The sequence below is a fragment of the Litorisediminivivens sp. KMU-197 genome (assembly GCF_056858395.1).
The window spans coordinates 454,594-474,203 of record NZ_JBXEQG010000002.1 but is presented as its reverse complement, the minus strand read 5'-3'; the positions used below and the strand labels follow the sequence as shown (position 1 = coordinate 474,203).

Sequence of the window (19,610 nt, the reverse complement as noted above, 5' to 3'; positions counted from 1 at the left end):
CGCGCGATCTGGCCTAACATCGCCGGGATGAAACGCTCAGGTCTCTTGCAACGGCACGGCAACATGCTGCTGATCGCCCTTGCCACGCTCAGCGCCCTCGCGGGACTGATGCTGGCCGGGCAGGTGGTGCGCGAGCTTCGGATCCTGGCGACAGCGCATTCCGACAACGTGATTTGGAGCCTCGCGCAGACCGAGGTGGAATTTCTTGACCTGCAGAACGCGGTCGCCCTCGCGCTGGCCGATCCCGACCCACAGGGCGCGCTGCCGAACGTGCGGCTTGAGTTCGACATCTTCTACAGCAGGGTCGGAATGCTTGAGGAAGGCCGGGTCTATAAAGGCATGCGCACCACGCCCGAGTTCGCCGCCGCGCTCGGGGCCTTGCAGGGCTTTCTCGACCGCAGCGTTGCCGTGATCGACGGCGGCGACGCCGCCCTTGCGGCCGGGCTGCCCGGACTGAGCGCGGAGCTTGCCGAGGTGAAGACGCAAGTGCGTCAGATGGCGACCTCGGGCCTCGGCGAATATGCCCGACTGTCGGATGCCCGGCGCGACGATCATGCCCTGACCCTGATCTACCTTGCCGGCGCGATTCTGGCGCTGATCGCGGCGTTGGGCTTCCTCGCCCACAACCACAACCGGGTGCACAATCAGGCCAAGCGCCGCGGCAAGGAACTGAGCGAGGCCAATGCCCGGTTGAACGCGGTGCTCTCGGCCTCGATCGACGGGGTGATCCTGACCGACGCATTCGGGCGGGTTGTCGACCTGAACCCCGCCGCCGAGAAGATGTTCGGCTATGCCGCGTCAGAGGCATGCGGCCGGCAGATCGGAGACCTTATCGTGCCGGATGCGCTGCGCGGCCCTCTCGAAGCCGGGTTGCTTCGCCTTTGGGACGAAGCGCCGACCCGGCCGCTTGATGGCACCCGGGTCCGGCAAACCGCGCGAACTGCGGGGGGCACCGAGTTTCCGGTCGAACTGGTGCTGCGTCGCACGATCCGCAATGGCGAACCGCTTCTGATTGCCTTCATGCGCGATATATCGGCTGGTGTCGCGCATGAGCGCGAACTGACCGAGGCCCGCGACCGGGCGCTGGCGGGCGAAAAGGCCAAGGCCGATTTCCTGGCCGTCATGAGCCACGAGATCCGCACCCCACTGAGCGGCATCCTTGGAAATGTGGCGCTGCTGGAGGACAGCGATCTGACCCCCGATCAGGCGCGCTGCCTGCGCAACATGGGTATCTCGGCCCGGATATTGATGGAGCATGTGGACAGCGTGCTCGGCCTGACGCGCTTTGCCTCCGGCCTGGTCGATTTGCAGGAGGAACCGGTGGACATCGCGCCGCTGCTGCAGGACGTGGTCGACGGGCAGGAGAGCCAGGCCTTGGCCCAGGGCAACCGGCTGAGTTGGGCTTGGGACGGCGCACCGCTGGACCAGATCGTCGCCGATCGCGCCGCCCTGCAGCAGATCCTTTTGAACCTCGTGTCGAACGCGATCAAGTTCACCCGGCAGGGCGATGTCCGGATCGAAGTGGCCGCCAGCGACAACGAAATCGCATTTCACGTGATCGACACCGGCACCGGCATTGCCGCGGACGACCTGCCGCATGTGTTCGACGATTTCCGCACCACCGATGCCTCGTTAGGGCGGATGGCGGGCGGAACGGGGCTGGGCCTCGGCATCGCGCGACGACTGGCCAGCGCCATGGGCGGCGCGATAACGGTTACCAGCACCGAAGGCGAAGGCAGCGTGTTTCGCGTGGTGCTGCCGCTGGTTCGCGAGACTGCCCCTGCAGACACGCAGACCGGTGAAGTCGCCACGGACCCAGACTGCGCGCTGAAGGTTCTGGTGGTCGAGGACAACGAGATCAATCTTGAGGTCACGCGCGACATGATCCTGCACGCCGGACACCGGGTCGAGGTTGCGCGATCCGGACGCGAGGGCGTGAAGCTGGCCGCGCATACACGTTTCGACCTGATCCTGATGGATATCGCCATGCCCGAACTGGACGGGCTGGCCGCGACGCAGCAGATCCGGTCGGGCGGGGGCGCGTCTTCCGAGACGCCGATCGTGGCCTTGTCGGCCAATTTCATGCCTACGGATCGCGAACGCTTTCTCGCGGTGGGGATGCAGGACGTGCTGACCAAACCCTTGCGAAAATCGGCCTTGCGCCAGCTTCTCGCACAGAACGGCGCGACGCCGCCCGGCGCGGGCCTCAGCTTCGAGATGCCGCGCGCCCTCAGGTCGCGGTTCGACACCGAGCTTTCAGACCTGCTGCAATGGCTCAACCGGCCCGACATCGACCGACACGAGATTGCCGCGCGGTGTCATACCATGGCGGGGACGGCGTCGGTGTTCGGTGAGCATGACTTGCGCGTCAAGCTGCTGGCACTCGAAACGGCGGCCACGCAGGAGGCACCGCCCGCCCGGATGGCAGAGCTTGTCGCTGCAATCTGCGATGCCAGAAAAAGCCCGTTCGCCCAACCCTATCAAGACGCCGCCGAATAAGGCGCGGGTACGGACGGTCCAAGAGAGAGGACCGCCCGCCCGCAAACCGCTCCGTGAGTGATGAAACGCGGTTCGTCTACGACTGTCCAACATTCCGTCCAGTTTCGGGGTCAGGGCGCCGGAATGCAGGTATCTGTCCCGCAAGTTTCGCACAGGGTCCGGGACCTTACAGTGGCGGAGACGGATAGCGGCCTGACCGCCGGTATGGCAACCCAATACGAACGGATAGCTGGTGTCAGGCGTCAGGCAGGCGTCGGCCGATCACCGAAAATCGCCGAACCGACTCGGACATGGGTGGCGCCCAGTGCGATGGCGGTCTCGAAGTCGCCGGACATGCCCATCGACAGGCCCTCCAGCCCGTTGCGTGCTGCGAATTTCGCCAGCAATGCAAAGTGCAGGCTGGGCTCTTCATCTGCGGGCGGAATGCACATCAGACCGCGCACCGGCAAGTCGAGTTCGCGGCACTCGGCGATGAAGTCGTCGACATCGGCCGGCAGGACACCGGCCTTTTGCGGCTCTTCGCCGGTGTTGACCTGAACGAAAAGCTCGGGGCAATGCCCCATTTCCTGCGCCAGCCGCGCCAGCGTAGAGGCCAGCTTGGGACGGTCCACCGAATGGATCGCCTGTGCCAGTTCCATCGCCTGTCGCGCCTTGTTGGTCTGCAGCGGGCCGATCAGGTGCAGCGCGATATCGTCAAAATGCTGTCGGTACTCCGGCCACTTGGACGCGGCCTCCTGCACCCGGTTTTCACCGAATACCCGGTGCCCTTCCTCCAGCACCGCCTGAACTCTGTCGGCGGGCTGTTTCTTGGACACGGCAATCAGCGTCGTGCCGCCCTGCGGCCGGCCGGCGTTGGCCTCGGCCTTGCGGATACGCGCGGTGATCTCAGTCAGTCCCATGGTGCAAGCCTCGCTGTTTTGCGTCTTGCTAGCATCGGCATGGGACAAAAGAAAAGAGCGGGTCCGAAGACCCGCTCTTCCCAGATAGAACTGGTGACGTTCTTAGAACGACATCGCCAGACCCAGCGAGAACGTGTCACGCGACTGGTCTTTGCCGGTCAGGTTGATCGGGTTCTCTTCGGTGATGGTCGAAACGCCATAGCCGAATTTCGCCGACAGACCGCCGCCCAGGTCGTAGGACGCCGCGAGGCCAACACCGGAGGTGATTTCGTCGCCGTCCAGCACGTAGTGGCCGTAGTTCACGCCGATCGCCAGAGCGTTCATTTCGTAGCCGAGGCCGACTGCGCCGTGGCTGCCGTCAATGCCGTCGAAGTCCGCTTGGGTGTAGCTGAAGCCAGCGGTCACGCCGTTGGAGAAGCCTGCGTCAACCGACACACCGACCAGCGAGGTGTCTGCGCCGCCGATTTCAACAGCTTGGTAGCCGACGCCGACGCCCAGAGCAACGCCGCTCATCTCGCCGGAGTAACGAACACCAACGCCCCAGACCGGATCGTCGGTGCCGGTGTCGTCGAGTTCAGCCGACAGCGATGCAGTCACGCCGCTGAAAGCATAGTCGAAGCGAGCGATCTGGCCGTCGTAGGTGCCGTCCAGGCCGTTGTTGCCGTAGCCGCCGAATGCGATGTGCTCTTCGTCGTCGTTGATCGAGCCACCGGCATAGTTGACTTCTTTGATCGCCTGGTCGAACGCACCGTTGGTGTCGCCCATGGTCAGGGTCGCAGCGCCGAATGCAACGAAGATGGTCTCGCCGCCTTGGGTGGTGTTGGCGAAGGCCGCGCCGGTAACCGACTCGTCCAGGTCAACTGATGCACCGAAGGTCAGGCCGTTGTCAGCAACGCCGGACATGGTGAAGGTGACGTCGACGTCGGTGTGGAATTGCGGTTCGATTTCCACGTTGTCGTCAACGACGAAGCCCAGGAACGTGTCGAAATCGGTGCCGCCGATGACGCCCATTTCGGCCGAGCCGGTGACTTCGACTTCAGCCGCGGCGAAGCCTGCAGATGCGACCAGTGCAGTGGTAGCAAACAGAATGTTTTTCATTGTTTCCCTCATGTGTCTTAAAGCACGTACCAAACCGGTCGCCCGGCTTTGATGGGTGTGTCTTGCACCCTGAGGCCCTTCCGATGCAAGCGGCTGCGGATTGCGAGGCACCAACAAGGCCATGAGTGATGCGCAATTGTCACAAGAATTCAGGCCCCGCGTCGCCATAGGTTAAGTCCAGCGCTTCACAGGCGAAATCCCACGGTAAAGTGGCCATGAGAATGAGCGTCTTGTCGTTATTGGCCCCGGCTTGTATTGAGGGGCCTGACGAGACCTAACCCACCGGGCAGGAGCCGATTGATGACCGCGATTTCCGGAAAGGCCATGATTCTGCTGGCCAGCGCAGCATTGACCCTGGCCGCCTGCTCCAACCCGTTCGGGCCGCCGCGCGATCCCGACGAGGTGATCGACGAGCAAATCTACGGCGACCGTGGCCGTCCGCAATCGACGATCTGGGATTTGTTTCGCGGCCCACAGGATCGCTCCAAGATCGGGCGCGTTAACAAGTACATCTGGCATGCCTCGCTCGACGTGCTGGATTTCCTTCCGCTGGTGTCTGTCGATCCCTTCACCGGCGTGATCGTCACCGGCTACGGCACGCCGCCGGGCGGTGGCCGCGCCTATCGCGCGACCATCTTCGTCAAGGATCCCGCGCTCGATGCCCGGTCGCTGAACCTGTCGATGCAGACCCGCTCGGGCCCTGTCGCGGCAGAAACCGTGCGCGCCATCGAAGACGCCATCCTGACCCGCGCCCGCCAATTGCGCGACCAGGACTCGCGCCTGTAAGCCGCGCGGCGCGCTAGCCGGTCATCACACAAAGTAGTTCGAACATCACCGACACGCCCAGCCAGGCCGTCGCGCCGCTGGCGTCGAACGGTGGCGACACCTCGACCAGATCGGCACCCACGATGTCCAGTCCGGCCAGCGCCCGGACCACCTGCAACGCCTGGAAGGAATTCGGACCGCCCACTTCCGGCGTTCCGGTGCCGGGGGCAAAGGCCGGATCGACGAAGTCGATGTCATAGGACACGTAGGTCGGCGCCTCGCCCACGATTTCGCAGGCCTCGGCCATGACGTCCGGGACACCGCGTGCGAAGAACTCCTCGATCGGTATCACCCGGACGCCAACCGCCTCGGCGAAGTCACGGTCCTCGAAGTCATAGGCGGTGCCGCGGATGCCGATCTGCACCACCCGCGTCGGGTCCAGTAGCCCCTCTTCCACCGCGCGGCGGAACGGCGTGCCGTGGGTGTACATGGTGCCGCCGAAATAGCTTTTGAAGAGGTCGGTATGGGCATCGAAGTGCACCATGCCAAGCGGGCCATCGCCCGCCAGCGACCGCAGCACCGGCAGCGACGTCAGATGATCGCCGCCTGCCGTCAGCGGCCGGATACCGGCTGGCGCAAGCTGTTGATAGAAGGCGGTAATCCGGTCCATCGAGTCGTTGATGTCGGCAGGGTTGATGCCCACGTCGCCAAGATCGGCGCAATTGGCAACCTCGAAGGGGCGCACCCGCGTCGCGGCGTTCTCGGCCCGGATCATCGTCGAGGCATCGCGCAGCTGGCGCGGGCCGTGCCGCGGGCCCGGGCGGTTGGTGGTGCCACTGTCCCAGGGCACGCCGATGAGGCCGATATCGACCTCGCCGAAACGCGCATGGTCCGGCGGCACCACCGGCAGCCGCATGAAGCTGGGGACCCCCGCAAACCGCGGCAGGTCCATGCCGGACACCGGGGTGAAGAAATCGCTCATGTCGTGATCCTCGCGCGTCGAGTCACCTTGCCGTCGCCCTGCCGCTCGATCCGTGCGATCGCGGCGTCGGTGGGCTCGTAAGCCACTGCCATGTGGTGCGAATTGGCGTGCAGTAGCAGGTTGTCCCCGGCCACCCAGGCGACGTGGCCCTTCCAGAACAGCAGGTCGCCGCGAAAAAGAGGCGCGTCTTCGGCCAGCGTTTCGCCCAGCGCCGCTTCCTGCAGGTCGGAATCGCCGGGGCAGTCGATCCCGCAGGCCAGCAACCCGGCCTGCACCAGGCCGGAACAATCGATCCCGAAACCGGAGTTGCCGCCCCAGTGATAAGGCGTTCCGAGGAACCGCTCGGCGACCGCCACCGGGTCGCTTTCGGGCTGGCCCAACGGGCGGAGATGTGCCGCCGGAACGTAAGCGGCTCCGTGCAGGGTCTTCACCTTGGACCATCGGCCATCGTCCGACAGGTCGTCCACTTCAAACGTGGAACCAAAGGAGATCGGCTGCATCTCTGCCGCGTTTTTCAACAGCGGTTCCGGCGTCAGATAGCTCTGCCGCACAGCGACCACTTGGGTCGCTCGCATCGACATCTCGGTGAGGTGATCGCGCTGCAAATATCCGACGAACCCGTCGCGCGCCGCAAAGCCGAACACCCAGCCTTCATGGTCGTCCAGTGCCTCGAACACCTCGTGCAGCACCAACTCACGTTCGCGCCGCCGCCCGCCCGCCTGCTGCGGCCCCATCAGCGGCGCCACCGGCTGGGTGACGCGCATTGCGACGGGCGCGACGAAGCGCTCGGCCTCGACCTGCCCGCGCAGCGCCACATCCGCCACCCGGCCGTTGCTGCGCAAAAGCCGTGCGTCGGTCACAGGTCCAGAAGCTCCGGAAGCGCGTCGAGGATGGCACGGGCGCCCATGCCGACGCCGCCCTTGGGCCGGGCCGGTCTCGCCTCGGGCTGCCAGCCGTAGATGTCGAAATGTGCGTAGCGGGTGTTTTCGTTCACGAAACGCCGCAGGAACAACGCGGCGGTGATCGAGCCGGCGAAGCCGCCCTTGGGCGCATTGTCGAGATCGGCGATGCCCGGTTCGATGATGGTCTCGTAAGGATCCCAGAACGGCAGCCGCCACAGCGGGTCGTGCACCCGGTTGCCCCCCGCCTCCAGTGCTGCCGCAGTGGCATCATCCGCGTAGAACGGCGCGAGGTCCGGCCCCAGCGCGACCCGCGCCGCGCCGGTCAGCGTCGCCATCGAGATCACCAGATCGCTGTCCTCTTCGCAGGCCAGCGCCAGCGCGTCGGCCAGCACCAGCCGGCCCTCGGCGTCGGTGTTGTTGATTTCGACCGTCAGCCCCTTGCGCGAGGTCAGGATGTCGCCCGGGCGGAAAGCCCCGGCCGAAACGGAGTTCTCGACCGCCGGGATAAGCACCCGCAACTGCAGGGGCAGGTCCAGGGCGAGGATCATCCGCGCCAGCCCGAGCACCGTGGCAGCGCCGCCCATGTCCTTTTTCATCAGGCCCATCGAGGCGCCGGGCTTGAGGTTCAGCCCGCCGGTGTCGAAACAGACCCCCTTGCCGACCAGCGTCAGCTTCGGGCCCTCGGTGCCGTGCCGCAAATCGATCAGCCGGGGCGCCACGTCCGAGGCGCGGCCGACGGCATGGATCATCGGGAAGTTCTCGGCCAGCAGTTCGGTGCCGGAGGTCACCTTGCATTCTGCATCGAACTCGTGCGCCAGCGCCGTGGCGGCGGCTTGCAGGTCGTCGGGGGTCATGTCGTTGGCCGGCGTGTTGATGAGATCGCGGGTCAGCGCTTCGCCAGCGGCGATCGCCTCGATCCGGGCGCGGTCGACGCCCTCGGGGCAGACAAGCGCGACCCGCTTGCCATTGGCCTCCTTGTAGCGATCGAAGCGATACCCGGCGAGCAGCCAACCCAGCAGCTCGGCCTCCAACGCCTCGGGCGCCTCGGGCAGCCCGCTTTCGATGACGTAGGTCCCTTCCGGCAGGCTCTGCGCCACCGCGGCCAGCATGAACCGGCCGCGCGCCCGGTCCTTGGCCGAACCGACACCGCCCAGCGCCGCTTCGGGTGTGCCGTCCTCGCCGGGGAAAAGCAGAACTTGGCCGGGACCGGCCTTGAAGCCGTTGGCCTCGGCCCAGCCCCGGGCGCTGTCGTCCTGCGCCAGACGCCAGCCGTCGAAGGCCTCGGCTGTGAGAAGCGCCAGCGGAATCGCTGTGGCGTCGGGATCGGCGAAGGTCAGGTGCGCGGGTTCGGCCATGTCGGGCTCCGGGTCAGGGGTTTGCCCGCACCCTATGCACCGCTGTTGATGGCTGCAACTGCCTCGGGGCAACCACGGAAAGCCAGGCTTCTGCCCGGCCTTTCCCCGCGGTCCTGTCCCGCGACTGCCCGGGGGTTGCCCTGCCCTACATCATGAATTCCTGAAGGTCCCAGATCGCCGTCAGCGACTGTTCGCCGGTCCGGGCCAACCGAGACAGGGTGGCCGCCAGCGCCACGCGGTCGGACTGCTCGATGCAGGTACAGACATCGCGTGCCACGCGGCTGAGTGCGACCATGCCGATCTGCTCGGCGATCTTCGACAGCGATCTTACGCATTTGCGCATCTCGGCCAGGTCGCCGCGCTTGTGCAGCTTGTTGGCATAGGACATCCGCACCGCGATTTCCTCGAGCGCGCGGCAGACCACGTCCTCGGCCCCTTCGTCGCCCATCTGGCGATACAGATCCTCGATCCTGCCCTGATCGAGACGGACCCCTTCTTCGTACGCCAGCATTCGAACTTGTTCCACGGTACTCACCTTTCCCTCACGCCCCCACGGCTGCGCTCAAGATGGCGTCAAAGGGTTTGTAAAACGTTGCGGCTGCGGGCTCTTTTCACTCGAATTCATGGCAGATTATGCCTATCACATGGCGCCAGAGGAATGACGGAGACCCCGATGCAACACGCCAAACCTTTGCCGAAATACCTGCTTCAGCGCTACCAGGGCTGGAAGGCCACGCAATTCGCCGAGAACGCCGCCTGGTACGCGCGTCTGGCCGCCGAGGGCCAGCGGCCCCGCGCCATGGTGATCTCGTGCTGCGACTCGCGCGTGCACGTGACCTCGATCTTCGGGGCGGACCAGGGCGAGTTCTTCATCCACCGCAACATCGCCAACCTGGTGCCGCCTTATGCGCCTGACGGCGATCATCACGGCACGTCGGCCGCGGTAGAATACGCGGTGAACGCGCTGAAGGTGACGCATGTCATCGTGCTGGGCCATTCCCAATGCGGCGGGGTGCAGGGCTGCATTGACATGTGCAAGGGCAACGCACCGGAGCTTGAGGAACAGACGAGTTTCGTCGGCCGCTGGATGGATATCCTGCGTCCGGGCTACGAGCTGGTCAAGAATGTGGAAGAGGGTGAACCGCAGGCGCGCGCGCTGGAGCGCCGCTCGGTGGTGATCTCGCTGGAGAACCTGATGACCTTTCCCTTTGTCGCGGAAAAGGTTGAGGCGGGCACTCTTTCGCTGCACGGGCTCTGGCTGGGCATCGGCGAAGGCGCGCTGGAGGAATACCAGCCGGCCTCGGACCAGTTCCGCCCGGTCGGCTAGGCGTCCGTCAGAGCAGCAGCGTGCCGCGACCGATGCCGTCCTTCGGCGCCAGCACCTTCACGCGACCGAGCCGTTCGGTCAGCGATTGCAGTGGATGGCCGAGAAACTTGCACGAGCAGATGCGCGTGCCGGTTTCGCGGTCGGTCAACACCAGGCGCCCCATGTGGAAGCTGAGGCCGAACCCCTTGCGCGCCAGACGGCGGCGCAGGTTAGGCCAGCTTGTTGCCTGCTGAAAAACCGGTGCCAGCAGGCTGCGCAACAGAACTCCGGTTTCACAGTCGAGCCGGTTGCTGTCTTCTGCGCCGCGCCAGCGTGTCTGTGACGGGCCTGACGTCAAAAGATCGGGATTGTGTATCATGCTCTTGTCCTCCGATGCGGCCAGTTTCCCGATAGAATGTGGCATCCCGGTGGCGCATAGTTCAGATATTGCGCCGTGTGGACGCTGAGCAACACATTATTCCGCAGTTGTGAAAATTACGTCAAGGCAAGGCGCGTTCACCGTTCGCCAACCATGAAAAAAACCGGCACATTCGCTCGGCCGGATGACAGACGCCTCCAGACAACCATTTGGTATCAAACGAAAAGGGCCGCCAGACGGCGGCCCTTGCAAAGTTGGATCGGGGAAATTGGCCTCAGCCTTTCTTCAGAACCCGGTTACCAAGTGTTTCAGCGATCTGAACCGCGTTCAGCGCCGCGCCCTTGCGCAGGTTGTCCGAAACGCACCACAGGTTCAGCCCGTTGTCGATCGTCGAATCCTGACGAATTCGGCTGATGAAGGTGGCAAAATCGCCGACACATTCGACCGGCGTGACATATCCGCCGTCCTCGCGCTTGTCGATCACCATGACGCCCGGCGCCTCACGCAGGATGTCGCGGGCCTCGTCCTCGTCCAGGTAATCCTCGAACTCGATATTCACCGATTCCGAGTGGCCGACAAAGACAGGCACCCGCACGCAGGTCGCGCTGACCTTGATCGACGAGTCGATGATCTTCTTGGTCTCGACGACCATCTTCCACTCTTCCTTGGTCGAACCGTCTTCCATGAAGACGTCGATGTGAGGGATGACGTTGAAGGCGATCTGTTTGGGATAGACCTTGCGCTCATACTCCAAGGTCGGGTTGTAGACAGCCTTGGTCTGGTCCCAGAGCTCGTCGATGGCCGCCTTGCCCGAGCCCGACACCGACTGATAGGTCGAGACCACCACGCGCTTGATTTTGGCGCGGTCGTGCAGCGGCTTCAGAGCCACCACCATCTGCGCGGTCGAGCAGTTGGGGTTGGCGATGATGTTTTTCTTGGAATAGCCCTCGATGGCGTCGGCGTTGCACTCGGGCACGATCAGCGGCACGTCGGGGTCGTAGCGGTAGAGCGACGAGTTGTCGATCACCACGCAGCCCGCCTTGGCGGCGATCGGCGCGTACTTCTTGGTCGCGTCCGAGCCGATGGCAAACAGCGCCATGTCCCAGCCGGTGAAGTCGAACTGGTCGAGGTCCTGGGTCTTGAGGGTCTTGTCGCCAAAGCTCACCTCTGTGCCCAGCGACCGGCGAGAGGCCAGCACTGCGATCTCGTCGACGGGAAAGCCCCGTTCGGCGAGGATATTGAGCATTTCGCGGCCCACGTTGCCGGTGGCGCCTGCGACGACGATACGATAACCCATGGGTTCCTTTTCCTTCGTCTTCGGTTCAAGTCGGCGCCTGATACAGCAGAGTCAGGCGGGATGGAAGGGGCTGGCGCTGCGGCGCAGCATCGCGGCCGGGACATGGAGCCCCGCCACCGCCCCTGAGTATTGCGAGACAGAGACGAACGGCCGCCGTCAGTCGAGGCGGTCCCGGCTGAACAGATAGGGTACGATGCCGACCAGCGTGATGATGGCGAAGACGCCGAAAACGGCGGCATAGCTTTCGACCGCGGTACCAGAGGTTGCGGCGGCCTCTTGCACACGTCCCGTCACCATTTGGAAGGTGCCGACGCCGGCGATGCCAAACAGGTTCATCAGCGTCACGCCACGGCCGGCAAGGTGCTCGGGCACGAAGCTGCGGCCATGAGCGAGAATCAGCGGAAAGGCCATACCGAAGAAGCCGACAAAGCAGAACAGCGCAACCGCGGTGATCATCCCCGGCGCCGGCCAGAGCCACAGCAGCGTGCACCCCAGCACCACCATGACATTGCCCGGCAGCGCCACCCACTTGCGGGTGCCGAGCAGCCTGTCAAGCGGACCGTAGGCGAATGTTCCGGCAATCATCGCCACGCCCATCACCAATGTCGCGATGCCAACCGCGTTCGGCGCCAGACCGTGCACATCGCGGAGATAAGGCCCGATCCACACCGCGCGCAGACCGCCCGAGGCCGCGTAGTTGACGAACATCATCGGAAAGATCAGCCACAGCGCCGGCATCCTCAGCAGGTCCAGCACTGATCCTTTCTGCTGCGTCTCTAGCGGCGGCGGATCACGCACCACGAACCACAGGCCCACCGCGATCGCCGCGGTCACGGCGGACAGTGCCCAGAGCGTCTCGCGCCAGCCGATCGCCTCCACCAGCAGGGTGAGCGGCACCGTGCCCGCGAGATTGCCCAGCGTGCCCACGCCCAGCACCGTCGCCGCGAGCGAGGCGAAGACGGCGGGCCGCGACGTGCGCGCGAAGATGTAGTAAGAGGCCATCAGCACCGGTGAACAGCCCAGCCCGATCAGCCCCATGGCCAGCACCACCTGCAACGGCGACTGCGCCACCGCGAAAAGGGCAGCCCCGCCGGCCCCGCCCAGCAGGAAAAGCACGCTGGCGGTGCGCCGCGGGCCGATCCGGTCGAGCGCTGCGCCCACGGGGATCTGCATTGCCGCAAAGACCAGAAACCAGACGCCCGACGCAGTCGCCAGATCATCGGGCAGTGCGCCGATGTCGCGCTCCAGCACCTCTGCCAGCACGGCAAGGAATGAGCGGAAGAACTGGCTGAATACATAGCTCAGCGTCAGCAGGATCAGGCCGGCGTTCATGGAGCGTCTCCGAAATCGGGCGGGGTTGCAGAGGGTTGCTGCCGGATCGGTAGCGCAAATCGACAGGCACCGAAAGGTGTGGATTACGCAGCGCCACCCAGCCTCCGGGCCGCCGCCTGCCCGGCCCACCGCCCGGTCGCCAAGCAGCCGGTCAGAAGATAGCCGCCGGTCGGGGCTTCCCAGTCGAGCATTTCGCCGGCGACGAACACCCCGGGTCGCGCCACAAGCTCGAGGTCCGCCGTGAGCGCATCGAAGCGCACCCCGCCCGCGACCGATATCGCCTCGTCCAGCGGACGCGGACCGGCATGACGCACCGGCAGCGCCTTGATCAGGGCGGCGAGTGCGGCGGGGTCCTGCGGCAGGGGACGTGCGAACTCGGTCAGAAGCGCCTGCGCCACCGGGTCAAGCCGCGCCGCCTTGCGCCTGTGGTTCGCCGCCGACATCTTGCCGCGTGGTTTCGCCAATCGACGGGCGAGGTCTTGCGTCGTTACGTCCGGGGCCAGATCGACCGTCAGATCCGCGCCCTCCCGCACCGCCGCCGAGACCGCGTAGATGCCGCCGCCCTCCAGACCACGCTCGGAGATCACCGCCTCGCCGCGGCTCGTCATGCCTCCGGCGTGCCAGGCAACGCCCTTGATCGGCTGGCCGAAGTGTTTGTGCATGTGCTCGGACCAACCGACCTGGAGCCCCATGTTGGCCGGTCGGAAGGGCACAACCTCGACCCCACCGGCCCTGAGGATCGGCGCCCAGCCGCCGTCCGATCCCAGCCGCGCCCAACTCGCGCCGCCCAGCGCCAGCACGGTCACGTCTGCGTCTACGATCCTCTGTCCGTCCGGCGTGTCAAAGACGGCCTTTTCCCTGTCCCAGCCGCCCCAGCGCCAGCGCGTCCGCCACTCCGTTCCCTGCGCCTGCAGACGCGCCAGCCAGGCCCGCAGCAGGGGCGAGGCTTTCATGACGACCGGAAAGACCCGCCCCGTCGGCCCGGTGAAAAGCGGCTGCCCCAAACCCTCGGCCCATTTCGTCGCCTCCTGCGGTCCGAAAGCCTCAAGCATCGGACGCAGCGCGCCGGAACTTTCACCGTAAGCCGTCAGGAAATTCTCAAGGGCTTCGTCCTTCGTCAGGTTCAGCCCGGACTTGCCGGCCATCAGGAATTTCCGCGCCAGCGACGGCTTGTGATCTGCGACCAGCACCCTGTGCCCTGCCGCGCCCAGCACTTCGGCCGCAATCAGCCCCGCGGGGCCGCCACCGATGACAAGTGCCGAAACCTTCATGCGCAGCCTGCCGTGGAGAGACTGGCGGGAGTGTGCTGCATGTCCTATCTTTCCAACTGGCAATCCGCCCCGGTGATGCCCCGCGCGGGCGTCCGACACAAGAGAGACATGAGCCCCGAGACCGATCCGATATGTCCGCTCTGCCTGCGCCCGATCCCGCCTGAGGCGAAGCAGTCGCTGCATCACCTGATCCCGAAACTCAAGGGCGGCAAGGGCGGGCCCGTGGTGCGGCTTCACCAGATCTGTCACTCCGAAATCCACGCCACCCTGACCGAGGCCGAGCTCGCGCGCGACTACAGCACCGTCGAGGCGCTGCGCGCGCACCCGCGTCTGGCGAAATTCCTGAAGTGGGTGGCGAAGCGGCCGCCCGAGTTTCACTCGCGCTCTGCCGGCGGGCGGCGCAAACGTTGATCCAGATCAGATCGCGCGCCGCATTCCGGTGTATCATGGTGGCGCAAAGCGAGGTCGCATCATGACAATCACTTACACGGAAATCCCCGAGAAGCGCCGCGTCGAATTCACCGTCAGCGGGCACATATCACTGGATGACTACAAGAAGGTCGCGGAGCCGATGGAAAAGTTCATCGAGACCCACGGCAAGGTTCAGATGATCGAGGTGGTCGATCACTTCTCCGGCTTCGATCCCTCGGTGCTGCTGCCGGGCATCAGGTTCGATATCAAGGCCGTGCCGCACATCAGCCACATCGCGCTTGTGACCGACATCGGCTGGATCAGTCCGATCGCCCGTGCGGTGGGCGCGCTGATGCCGGCCCGCATGCGGGTGTTTTCCCGCGATCAACTGGAGGAAGCCAGGGCCTGGCTGGATGCGGAACAAGCGCAGCAATCGTGACGGACTCTGGCCGGACGGGGTGTCCCCGTGTCAGGCACCGCCGTCCCGGAATCGATCCAGGACCTCCACGCGGCCCGTAGTGTGAGGCCCCGGATCACGTCCGGGGCTAGGAAGGCTGGCTTACCCGATCTTGCCCGGCACCTCGCCCACGGCGCCACCGATCTGGCCACGGTGCATCAGGATATGGTCGAGCAGCACGCAGGCCATCATCGCCTCGCCCACCGGCACCGCGCGGATGCCGACGCAGGGGTCGTGCCGGCCCTTGGTGATGATTTCGGTCTCCTCACCCGACTTGGTGATCGTCTTGCGCGTCGTCAGGATCGACGACGTTGGTTTCACCGCGAAACGCACCACGATGTCCTGCCCGGTCGAGATACCGCCGAGGATGCCGCCGGCGTGGTTCGAGGAATAGACCGGCCCGTCCGGCCCCATGAAGATCTCGTCGGCATTTTCCGACCCGGTCAGCGCCGCCGTCGCCATACCGTCGCCGATCTCCACCGCCTTGACGGCGTTGATCGACATCATCGCGGTCGCCAGATCGGTGTCGAGCTTGCCGTAGACCGGCGCGCCCAACCCCGCCGGTGCTCCCTGCGCCACCACCTCGATCACCGCGCCGACCGAATTGTGCTCGTCCTTCCTGAGCCGCCCGAGATAGGCGTCCCATTCCGGCACAGCGTCGGCGTCGGGCACCCAGAAGTCATTGCGCCCGATCTCGTCCCAATCAAAGCGGCTTCTGTCGATGTGCTTTTCGCCCATCTGCACCATGTAGCCGGTGACCTTCAGGCCCGGCAGCATATGCGCCAGCACCGCCCGCGCCACGCCGCCCGCGGCCACCCTAGCTGCGGTCTCCCGCGCCGAGGACCGCCCGCCGCCGCGATAATCACGGATGCCGTACTTCTGCCAATAGGTGATGTCGGCATGACCGGGGCGGAACTTCTCGACGATGTCGCCGTAGTCCTTCGACCGCTGGTCGGTGTTGCGGATCATCAGCTGGATCGGCGTGCCGGTCGACTTGCCTTCGAACACGCCAGACAGGATCTCGACCTCGTCAGGCTCCTTGCGCTGCGTGGTGTTCTTGTTCTGGCCGGGCTTGCGTTTGTCGAGCCATTGCTGAAGGAACCCGGCGTCGATCTCTACCCCCGGAGGACAGCCGTCCACCGTGGCGCCCAGGGCAGGCCCGTGGCTTTCGCCCCAAGTGGTGACGCGGAACATGCGGCCAAAGGTGTTGTAGCTCATCGCGGACCCTCCATCTTGCCCTTCCTCTAAGCCGCCACCCCGCGACCCTCAAGCACTATCAGCTTGAAGCGCGGCCGGTGCTGGCCTAGGTAAACCCACACCTCGGGGTGCCCGCCGCATGGACGGGCTGAGATGCATTGCGAACCCGTTGAACCTGAACCGGCTAGAACCGGCGGAGGGAAGGCTGGCTGCAAAAGCACCCCACTCCGCCCACAACACTAGGAGACCCCCATGCTGGGACGTACTCTCGTTGCGGGATTGATTGCTTCCACGGCCACGCTGGCCGCGGCGGACACCCCCGTGCTTACCGTCTATGCAGGCGATTACTTCAGTTCCGAATGGGGTCCTGGCCCTGGCATCGAAAAGGCCTTCGAAGAACGCTGCGCCTGCGATCTTCAGTACAAGACCGGCGAGCTTCTGCCCCGCATCCTGCTCGAAGGCGAACGCACCGAGGCCGACGTGGTCATCGGCCTGACCTCCGATGTTACGAAGAAGGCCCGCGAAAGCGGCCTTTTTGCACCCCACGGGCTGGACACCTCGGCGCTGACGCTGCCGGTGGAATGGGACGACGACACCTTCTTGCCGTTCAACTACGGTCACACGGCGTTTGTCTACAACAAGGAAAAGATCGCCGAGCCGCCCGCGTCCTTCGACGCCCTGCTCGACGCGCCTGACGACCTGCGCATCGTGATCCAGGACCCGCGCTCGTCGATCTCGGGCCTCGCGCTGGTGCTCTGGGTCCATGCCGTTTACGGCGACGAGGCCGAGGCCGCCTGGGCCAAGCTGGCGCCCAAGATCGTCACCGTCACCAAGGGCTGGTCGGAAAGCTATGGCCTCTTCACCGACGGTGAGGCGGACATGGTGCTCAGCTACACCACCTCGCCCGCCTATCACATCATCGCCGAGGAAGACGACACCAAGGCCGCCGCGATCTTCCCCGAGGGCCACTACTTCATGGCCGAATCGGTGGCGAAAGTCGCGGGTACCGAAGTCCCCGACCTTGCCGACCAGTTCCTGGAGTTCATCCTGACCGAGGAGTTCCAGACCATGATCCCAACCTCCAACTGGTCTTTCCCCTCCGCGCTGCCGAAGGAAAAATGGCCCGAGGGCTTCCGCGATCTGCCGGTGCCGGAAAAGGTGCTGTTCTACAGCGAAGATGAAGCAGCAGAGCTTCGCGATGAGGCCATCGAGGCATGGCGCAGCGCGCTCTCCCGCTGATCTGGGCGCTCATCGTCGCGGGGCTGGTGATCGGCCCCGTGGCGGCGGTGATCTGGCGCGCCGGAGGGCTGGGGTCACTGGGCGCGCCGGATTATGCCGCTCTGTGGTTCACCCTCTGGCAGGCCGCTGTGTCAGCGGCATTGAGTGTGGGACTCGCCATCCCCGTCGCGCGCGCCCTGTCACGCCAGAACTTCCCCGGACGGTCGCTGTTGATCGCGCTGCTGGGCGCGCCCTTCATCCTGCCTACCATCGTCGCCGTGCTAGGTCTGCTCGCCGTTTTCGGCGGCAACGGCCTCGTCAACAGCCTGGGCGGTGCGCTGGGGCTGCCGCGGATGGACATTTACGGCTACCATGGCGTGATCCTCGCGCATGTCTTCTTCAATCTGCCTTTGGCGACGCGGCTGATCCTGCAAGGCTGGCTCGCCATCCCGGCCGAACGCTTCCGCCTTGCCGCCTCGCTCGACGCGCCGGTGGGCCGCTTGCTGGAACGTCCCATGCTGCGCCGCATCGCGCCGGGCGCCTTCGCGGTAATCTTCGTGATCTGCCTGACCTCCTTCGCGGTTGCCTTGACGCTTGGCGGCGGGCCGCGCGCCACCACGGTGGAACTGGCCATCTATCAAGCGTTCAAGTTCGACTTCGATCTCGGCAAGGCCGCAACGCTGGCGCTGGTGCAACTGGCGCTCGGCGTGGCGGCTGCCGCGGCGCTCTACCTTCTGTCGCCGCCCGACGGTTTCGGCGCGGGGCTTGACCGGCAGCTGCAACGCTGGGATGCGCAATCCGGCCTCGCCCGCATCACCGATTTATTCTGGATCGCCTGCGCCGGGCTGTTCCTGCTGACACCGCTGGCGATGATCGTCCTCGCCGGGCTGCCGGGCCTCACCCAGCTGCCGCCCGAGGTCTGGTCCGCGGCCTTGCGCTCGCTGGCCGTCGCGCTCGGCGCCACCCTGCTCACCCTCGCGCTCGCCCTGCCGCTGGCCACCAAGGCTGGTGAACTTGCTGGCCTGTTGGGCGTCGCGGTCTCCGGTCTGGTGCTGGGCACCGGCCTGTTCCTGATCGTGCAGCCCTTCGTGCGCCCCGCCGAAGCCGCCCTGCCGGTGACGCTGATGGTCAACGCGCTGATGGCCCTGCCCTTTACCCTGCGCATCCTGCGGCCTGAACTGGAAACCGCGCGCGCCGATTACGGAAACCTCGCCGCCACGCTTGGCATCACCGGCTGGGCGCTCTGGCGCATCGTCCTGCTGCCGCGCCTGCGCCGTCCGCTGGGTTTCGCCGCCGGCCTCACGGCGGCGCTGTCGATGGGCGATCTCGGCGTTATCGCGCTTTTTGCCGATGGCGAACATGCCACCCTGCCGCTGCAACTATATCGCCTGATGGGCGCCTACCGGATGGAGGCCGCACAGGGCGCCGCGCTGCTGCTGTTGGCGATGAGCCTCGGGCTGTTCTGGGCGCTGGACCGCGGAGGCCGCGCCCATGCTTGAACTCAGGGGCATCGAGGTCCATCAGGATGATTTCCATCTCACCGCCGACGCCGCCTTCGATGCGCCCTTCACCGCGCTGATCGGTCCCTCCGGCGCGGGCAAGTCCACCATCCTTAACCTGATCGCCGGCTTCTATGTACCCACCCGCGGACAGGTGCTTTGCGACGGCAATCCCATCGATCATCTGCCCCCGGCGAAACGCCCGGTGAGCATCCTTTTTCAGGACAACAACCTCTTTCCGCATCTCACCGTGGCCGCCAACCTCGCGCTCGCCATGACCACCCGCCGCCCCACCGCCGAGCAGACCGCCCGCATCGACGCCACGCTGGCCCACGTGGGTCTGACTGGTAAGGGTACTCGAAAACCCGCCGAACTCTCCGGCGGCCAGCAAGGCCGCGCGGCGCTGGCCCGCGTGCTGTTGCAACACCGCCCGCTGATGCTGCTGGACGAGCCGTTCTCGGCGCTCGGCCCGGCACTACGCGGCGAGATGCTCGACCTCGTGGCGCGTCTGGCGGCGGAGCAGGGCATCAAGGTGCTGATGGTCAGCCACGCCCCCGAGGACGCGCGGCGGGTCGCGGATCAGGTGGCGCTGGTCTCGCACGGGACGCTGCACCCGCCACGCGACACCGAGGCATTCTTTTCAGACCCCTCGGTCGAATTGAGCGCGTATCTGGGGCGCACCTGACCCCGGGTCCTTCTTCGGTTCTGAAATATCCCGGGGGTCTGGGGGCGGAGCCCCCAGC

General features: G+C 65.6%; 19 protein-coding genes and 1 riboswitch. Of the genes, 8 read left to right on the top strand and 11 right to left on the bottom strand.

Annotated features, from left to right (window positions below; genetic code table 11):
• Nucleotides 1-27: 27 nt before the first annotated feature.
• Entirely contained in the window at nucleotides 28-2,499 is a 2,472-nt protein-coding gene (locus tag AC04PT_RS07245) for a hybrid sensor histidine kinase/response regulator (protein WP_482872948.1), read from the top strand.
• A 242-nt stretch (nucleotides 2,500-2,741) separates the two neighbouring features.
• On the opposite strand, the gene AC04PT_RS07240 is transcribed toward AC04PT_RS07245, so the two are convergent.
• On the bottom strand, nucleotides 2,742-3,398 hold the full coding sequence (locus AC04PT_RS07240) for a YggS family pyridoxal phosphate-dependent enzyme (RefSeq protein WP_482872947.1): 657 nt from the start codon (nucleotides 3,396-3,398) through the stop codon (nucleotides 2,742-2,744).
• A 102-nt stretch (nucleotides 3,399-3,500) separates the two neighbouring features.
• Entirely contained in the window at nucleotides 3,501-4,496 is a 996-nt protein-coding gene (locus tag AC04PT_RS07235; RefSeq protein ID WP_482872946.1) for a porin, read from the bottom strand.
• A 300-nt stretch (nucleotides 4,497-4,796) separates the two neighbouring features.
• Between AC04PT_RS07235 and AC04PT_RS07230 the strand changes: the two genes are divergently transcribed.
• The gene (locus AC04PT_RS07230; protein WP_482872945.1) at nucleotides 4,797-5,282 is read left to right on the top strand and encodes a DUF3576 domain-containing protein; all 486 of its coding nucleotides are present in this window, start codon (nucleotides 4,797-4,799) and stop codon (nucleotides 5,280-5,282) included.
• A gap of 13 nt (nucleotides 5,283-5,295) precedes the next feature.
• Here the strand turns inward: AC04PT_RS07230 and speB are convergent, their stop codons facing one another.
• The 4 genes from speB to AC04PT_RS07210 all read right to left on the bottom strand — a co-directional run bounded on the left by speB (nucleotide 5,296) and on the right by AC04PT_RS07210 (nucleotide 9,026).
• On the bottom strand, nucleotides 5,296-6,243 hold the full coding sequence (gene speB / locus AC04PT_RS07225) for an agmatinase (RefSeq protein WP_482872944.1): 948 nt from the start codon (nucleotides 6,241-6,243) through the stop codon (nucleotides 5,296-5,298).
• Nucleotides 6,240-7,103 (bottom strand): C40 family peptidase, encoded by an 864-nt coding sequence (locus AC04PT_RS07220; protein ID WP_482872943.1) that lies wholly within the window; start codon nucleotides 7,101-7,103, stop codon nucleotides 6,240-6,242. Before AC04PT_RS07220 ends, speB begins: the two co-directional genes overlap by 4 nt.
• Entirely contained in the window at nucleotides 7,100-8,500 is a 1,401-nt protein-coding gene (locus AC04PT_RS07215) for a leucyl aminopeptidase family protein (protein WP_482872942.1), read from the bottom strand. The genes AC04PT_RS07220 and AC04PT_RS07215 overlap by 4 nt, the downstream gene beginning before the upstream one ends.
• A 145-nt stretch (nucleotides 8,501-8,645) precedes the next feature.
• Nucleotides 8,646-9,026, bottom strand: a complete 381-nt coding sequence (locus AC04PT_RS07210; RefSeq protein WP_482872941.1) for a hypothetical protein — start codon at nucleotides 9,024-9,026, stop codon at nucleotides 8,646-8,648.
• A 147-nt stretch (nucleotides 9,027-9,173) separates the two neighbouring features.
• Between AC04PT_RS07210 and AC04PT_RS07205 the strand changes: the two genes are divergently transcribed.
• Nucleotides 9,174-9,827: a carbonic anhydrase gene (locus AC04PT_RS07205; RefSeq protein WP_482872940.1), complete on the top strand. Its 654-nt coding sequence runs from the start codon at nucleotides 9,174-9,176 to the stop codon at nucleotides 9,825-9,827.
• Nucleotides 9,828-9,834: 7 nt separating this feature from the next.
• Here the strand turns inward: AC04PT_RS07205 and AC04PT_RS07200 are convergent, their stop codons facing one another.
• From AC04PT_RS07200 to AC04PT_RS07185, 4 genes are all read right to left on the bottom strand, one after another.
• A complete protein-coding gene (locus AC04PT_RS07200) occupies nucleotides 9,835-10,185 on the bottom strand; it encodes a hypothetical protein (protein ID WP_482872939.1) in 351 nt (116 codons plus the stop codon).
• A 274-nt stretch (nucleotides 10,186-10,459) separates the two neighbouring features.
• Nucleotides 10,460-11,482 (bottom strand): aspartate-semialdehyde dehydrogenase, encoded by a 1,023-nt coding sequence (locus AC04PT_RS07195; RefSeq protein ID WP_482872937.1) that lies wholly within the window; start codon nucleotides 11,480-11,482, stop codon nucleotides 10,460-10,462.
• Nucleotides 11,483-11,638: 156 nt separating this feature from the next.
• Nucleotides 11,639-12,814, bottom strand: a complete 1,176-nt coding sequence (locus AC04PT_RS07190; RefSeq protein WP_482872936.1) for an MFS transporter — start codon at nucleotides 12,812-12,814, stop codon at nucleotides 11,639-11,641.
• 83 nt (nucleotides 12,815-12,897) lie between these two features.
• Nucleotides 12,898-14,085 carry a TIGR03862 family flavoprotein gene (locus tag AC04PT_RS07185; protein ID WP_482872935.1) on the bottom strand — a complete coding sequence of 396 codons (1,188 nt, stop codon included), beginning with the start codon at nucleotides 14,083-14,085 and terminating at the stop codon, nucleotides 12,898-12,900.
• A gap of 108 nt (nucleotides 14,086-14,193) precedes the next feature.
• Between AC04PT_RS07185 and AC04PT_RS07180 the strand changes: the two genes are divergently transcribed.
• Together AC04PT_RS07180 and AC04PT_RS07175 are read left to right on the top strand one after the other, a co-directional pair.
• Complete coding sequence (locus AC04PT_RS07180; RefSeq protein ID WP_482873086.1) at nucleotides 14,194-14,496, top strand: HNH endonuclease family protein; 303 nt, start codon at nucleotides 14,194-14,196, stop codon at nucleotides 14,494-14,496.
• Between the two features lie 61 nt (nucleotides 14,497-14,557).
• The gene (locus AC04PT_RS07175; protein WP_482872933.1) at nucleotides 14,558-14,935 is read left to right on the top strand and encodes a SpoIIAA family protein; all 378 of its coding nucleotides are present in this window, start codon (nucleotides 14,558-14,560) and stop codon (nucleotides 14,933-14,935) included.
• Between the two features lie 120 nt (nucleotides 14,936-15,055).
• Here the strand turns inward: AC04PT_RS07175 and aroC are convergent, their stop codons facing one another.
• Nucleotides 15,056-16,171, bottom strand: coding sequence for a chorismate synthase (gene aroC, locus AC04PT_RS07170; protein WP_482872932.1), 1,116 nt, complete (start codon nucleotides 16,169-16,171; stop codon nucleotides 15,056-15,058).
• Between the two features lie 93 nt (nucleotides 16,172-16,264).
• Nucleotides 16,265-16,369: riboswitch (TPP riboswitch) on the top strand.
• Nucleotides 16,370-16,402: 33 nt separating this feature from the next.
• Between aroC and thiB the strand changes: the two genes are divergently transcribed.
• From thiB to AC04PT_RS07155, 3 genes are read left to right on the top strand one after another with little or no spacing between them, the layout of a single operon-like run.
• Nucleotides 16,403-17,389, top strand: a complete 987-nt coding sequence (thiB, locus tag AC04PT_RS07165) for a thiamine ABC transporter substrate binding subunit (protein ID WP_482872931.1) — start codon at nucleotides 16,403-16,405, stop codon at nucleotides 17,387-17,389.
• On the top strand, nucleotides 17,365-18,867 hold the full coding sequence (locus AC04PT_RS07160) for a thiamine/thiamine pyrophosphate ABC transporter permease ThiP (protein WP_482872930.1): 1,503 nt from the start codon (nucleotides 17,365-17,367) through the stop codon (nucleotides 18,865-18,867). Before thiB ends, AC04PT_RS07160 begins: the two co-directional genes overlap by 25 nt.
• Nucleotides 18,860-19,552 (top strand): thiamine ABC transporter ATP-binding protein, encoded by a 693-nt coding sequence (locus AC04PT_RS07155; protein WP_482872929.1) that lies wholly within the window; start codon nucleotides 18,860-18,862, stop codon nucleotides 19,550-19,552. The genes AC04PT_RS07160 and AC04PT_RS07155 overlap by 8 nt, the downstream gene beginning before the upstream one ends.
• Nucleotides 19,553-19,610 lie beyond the last annotated feature (58 nt).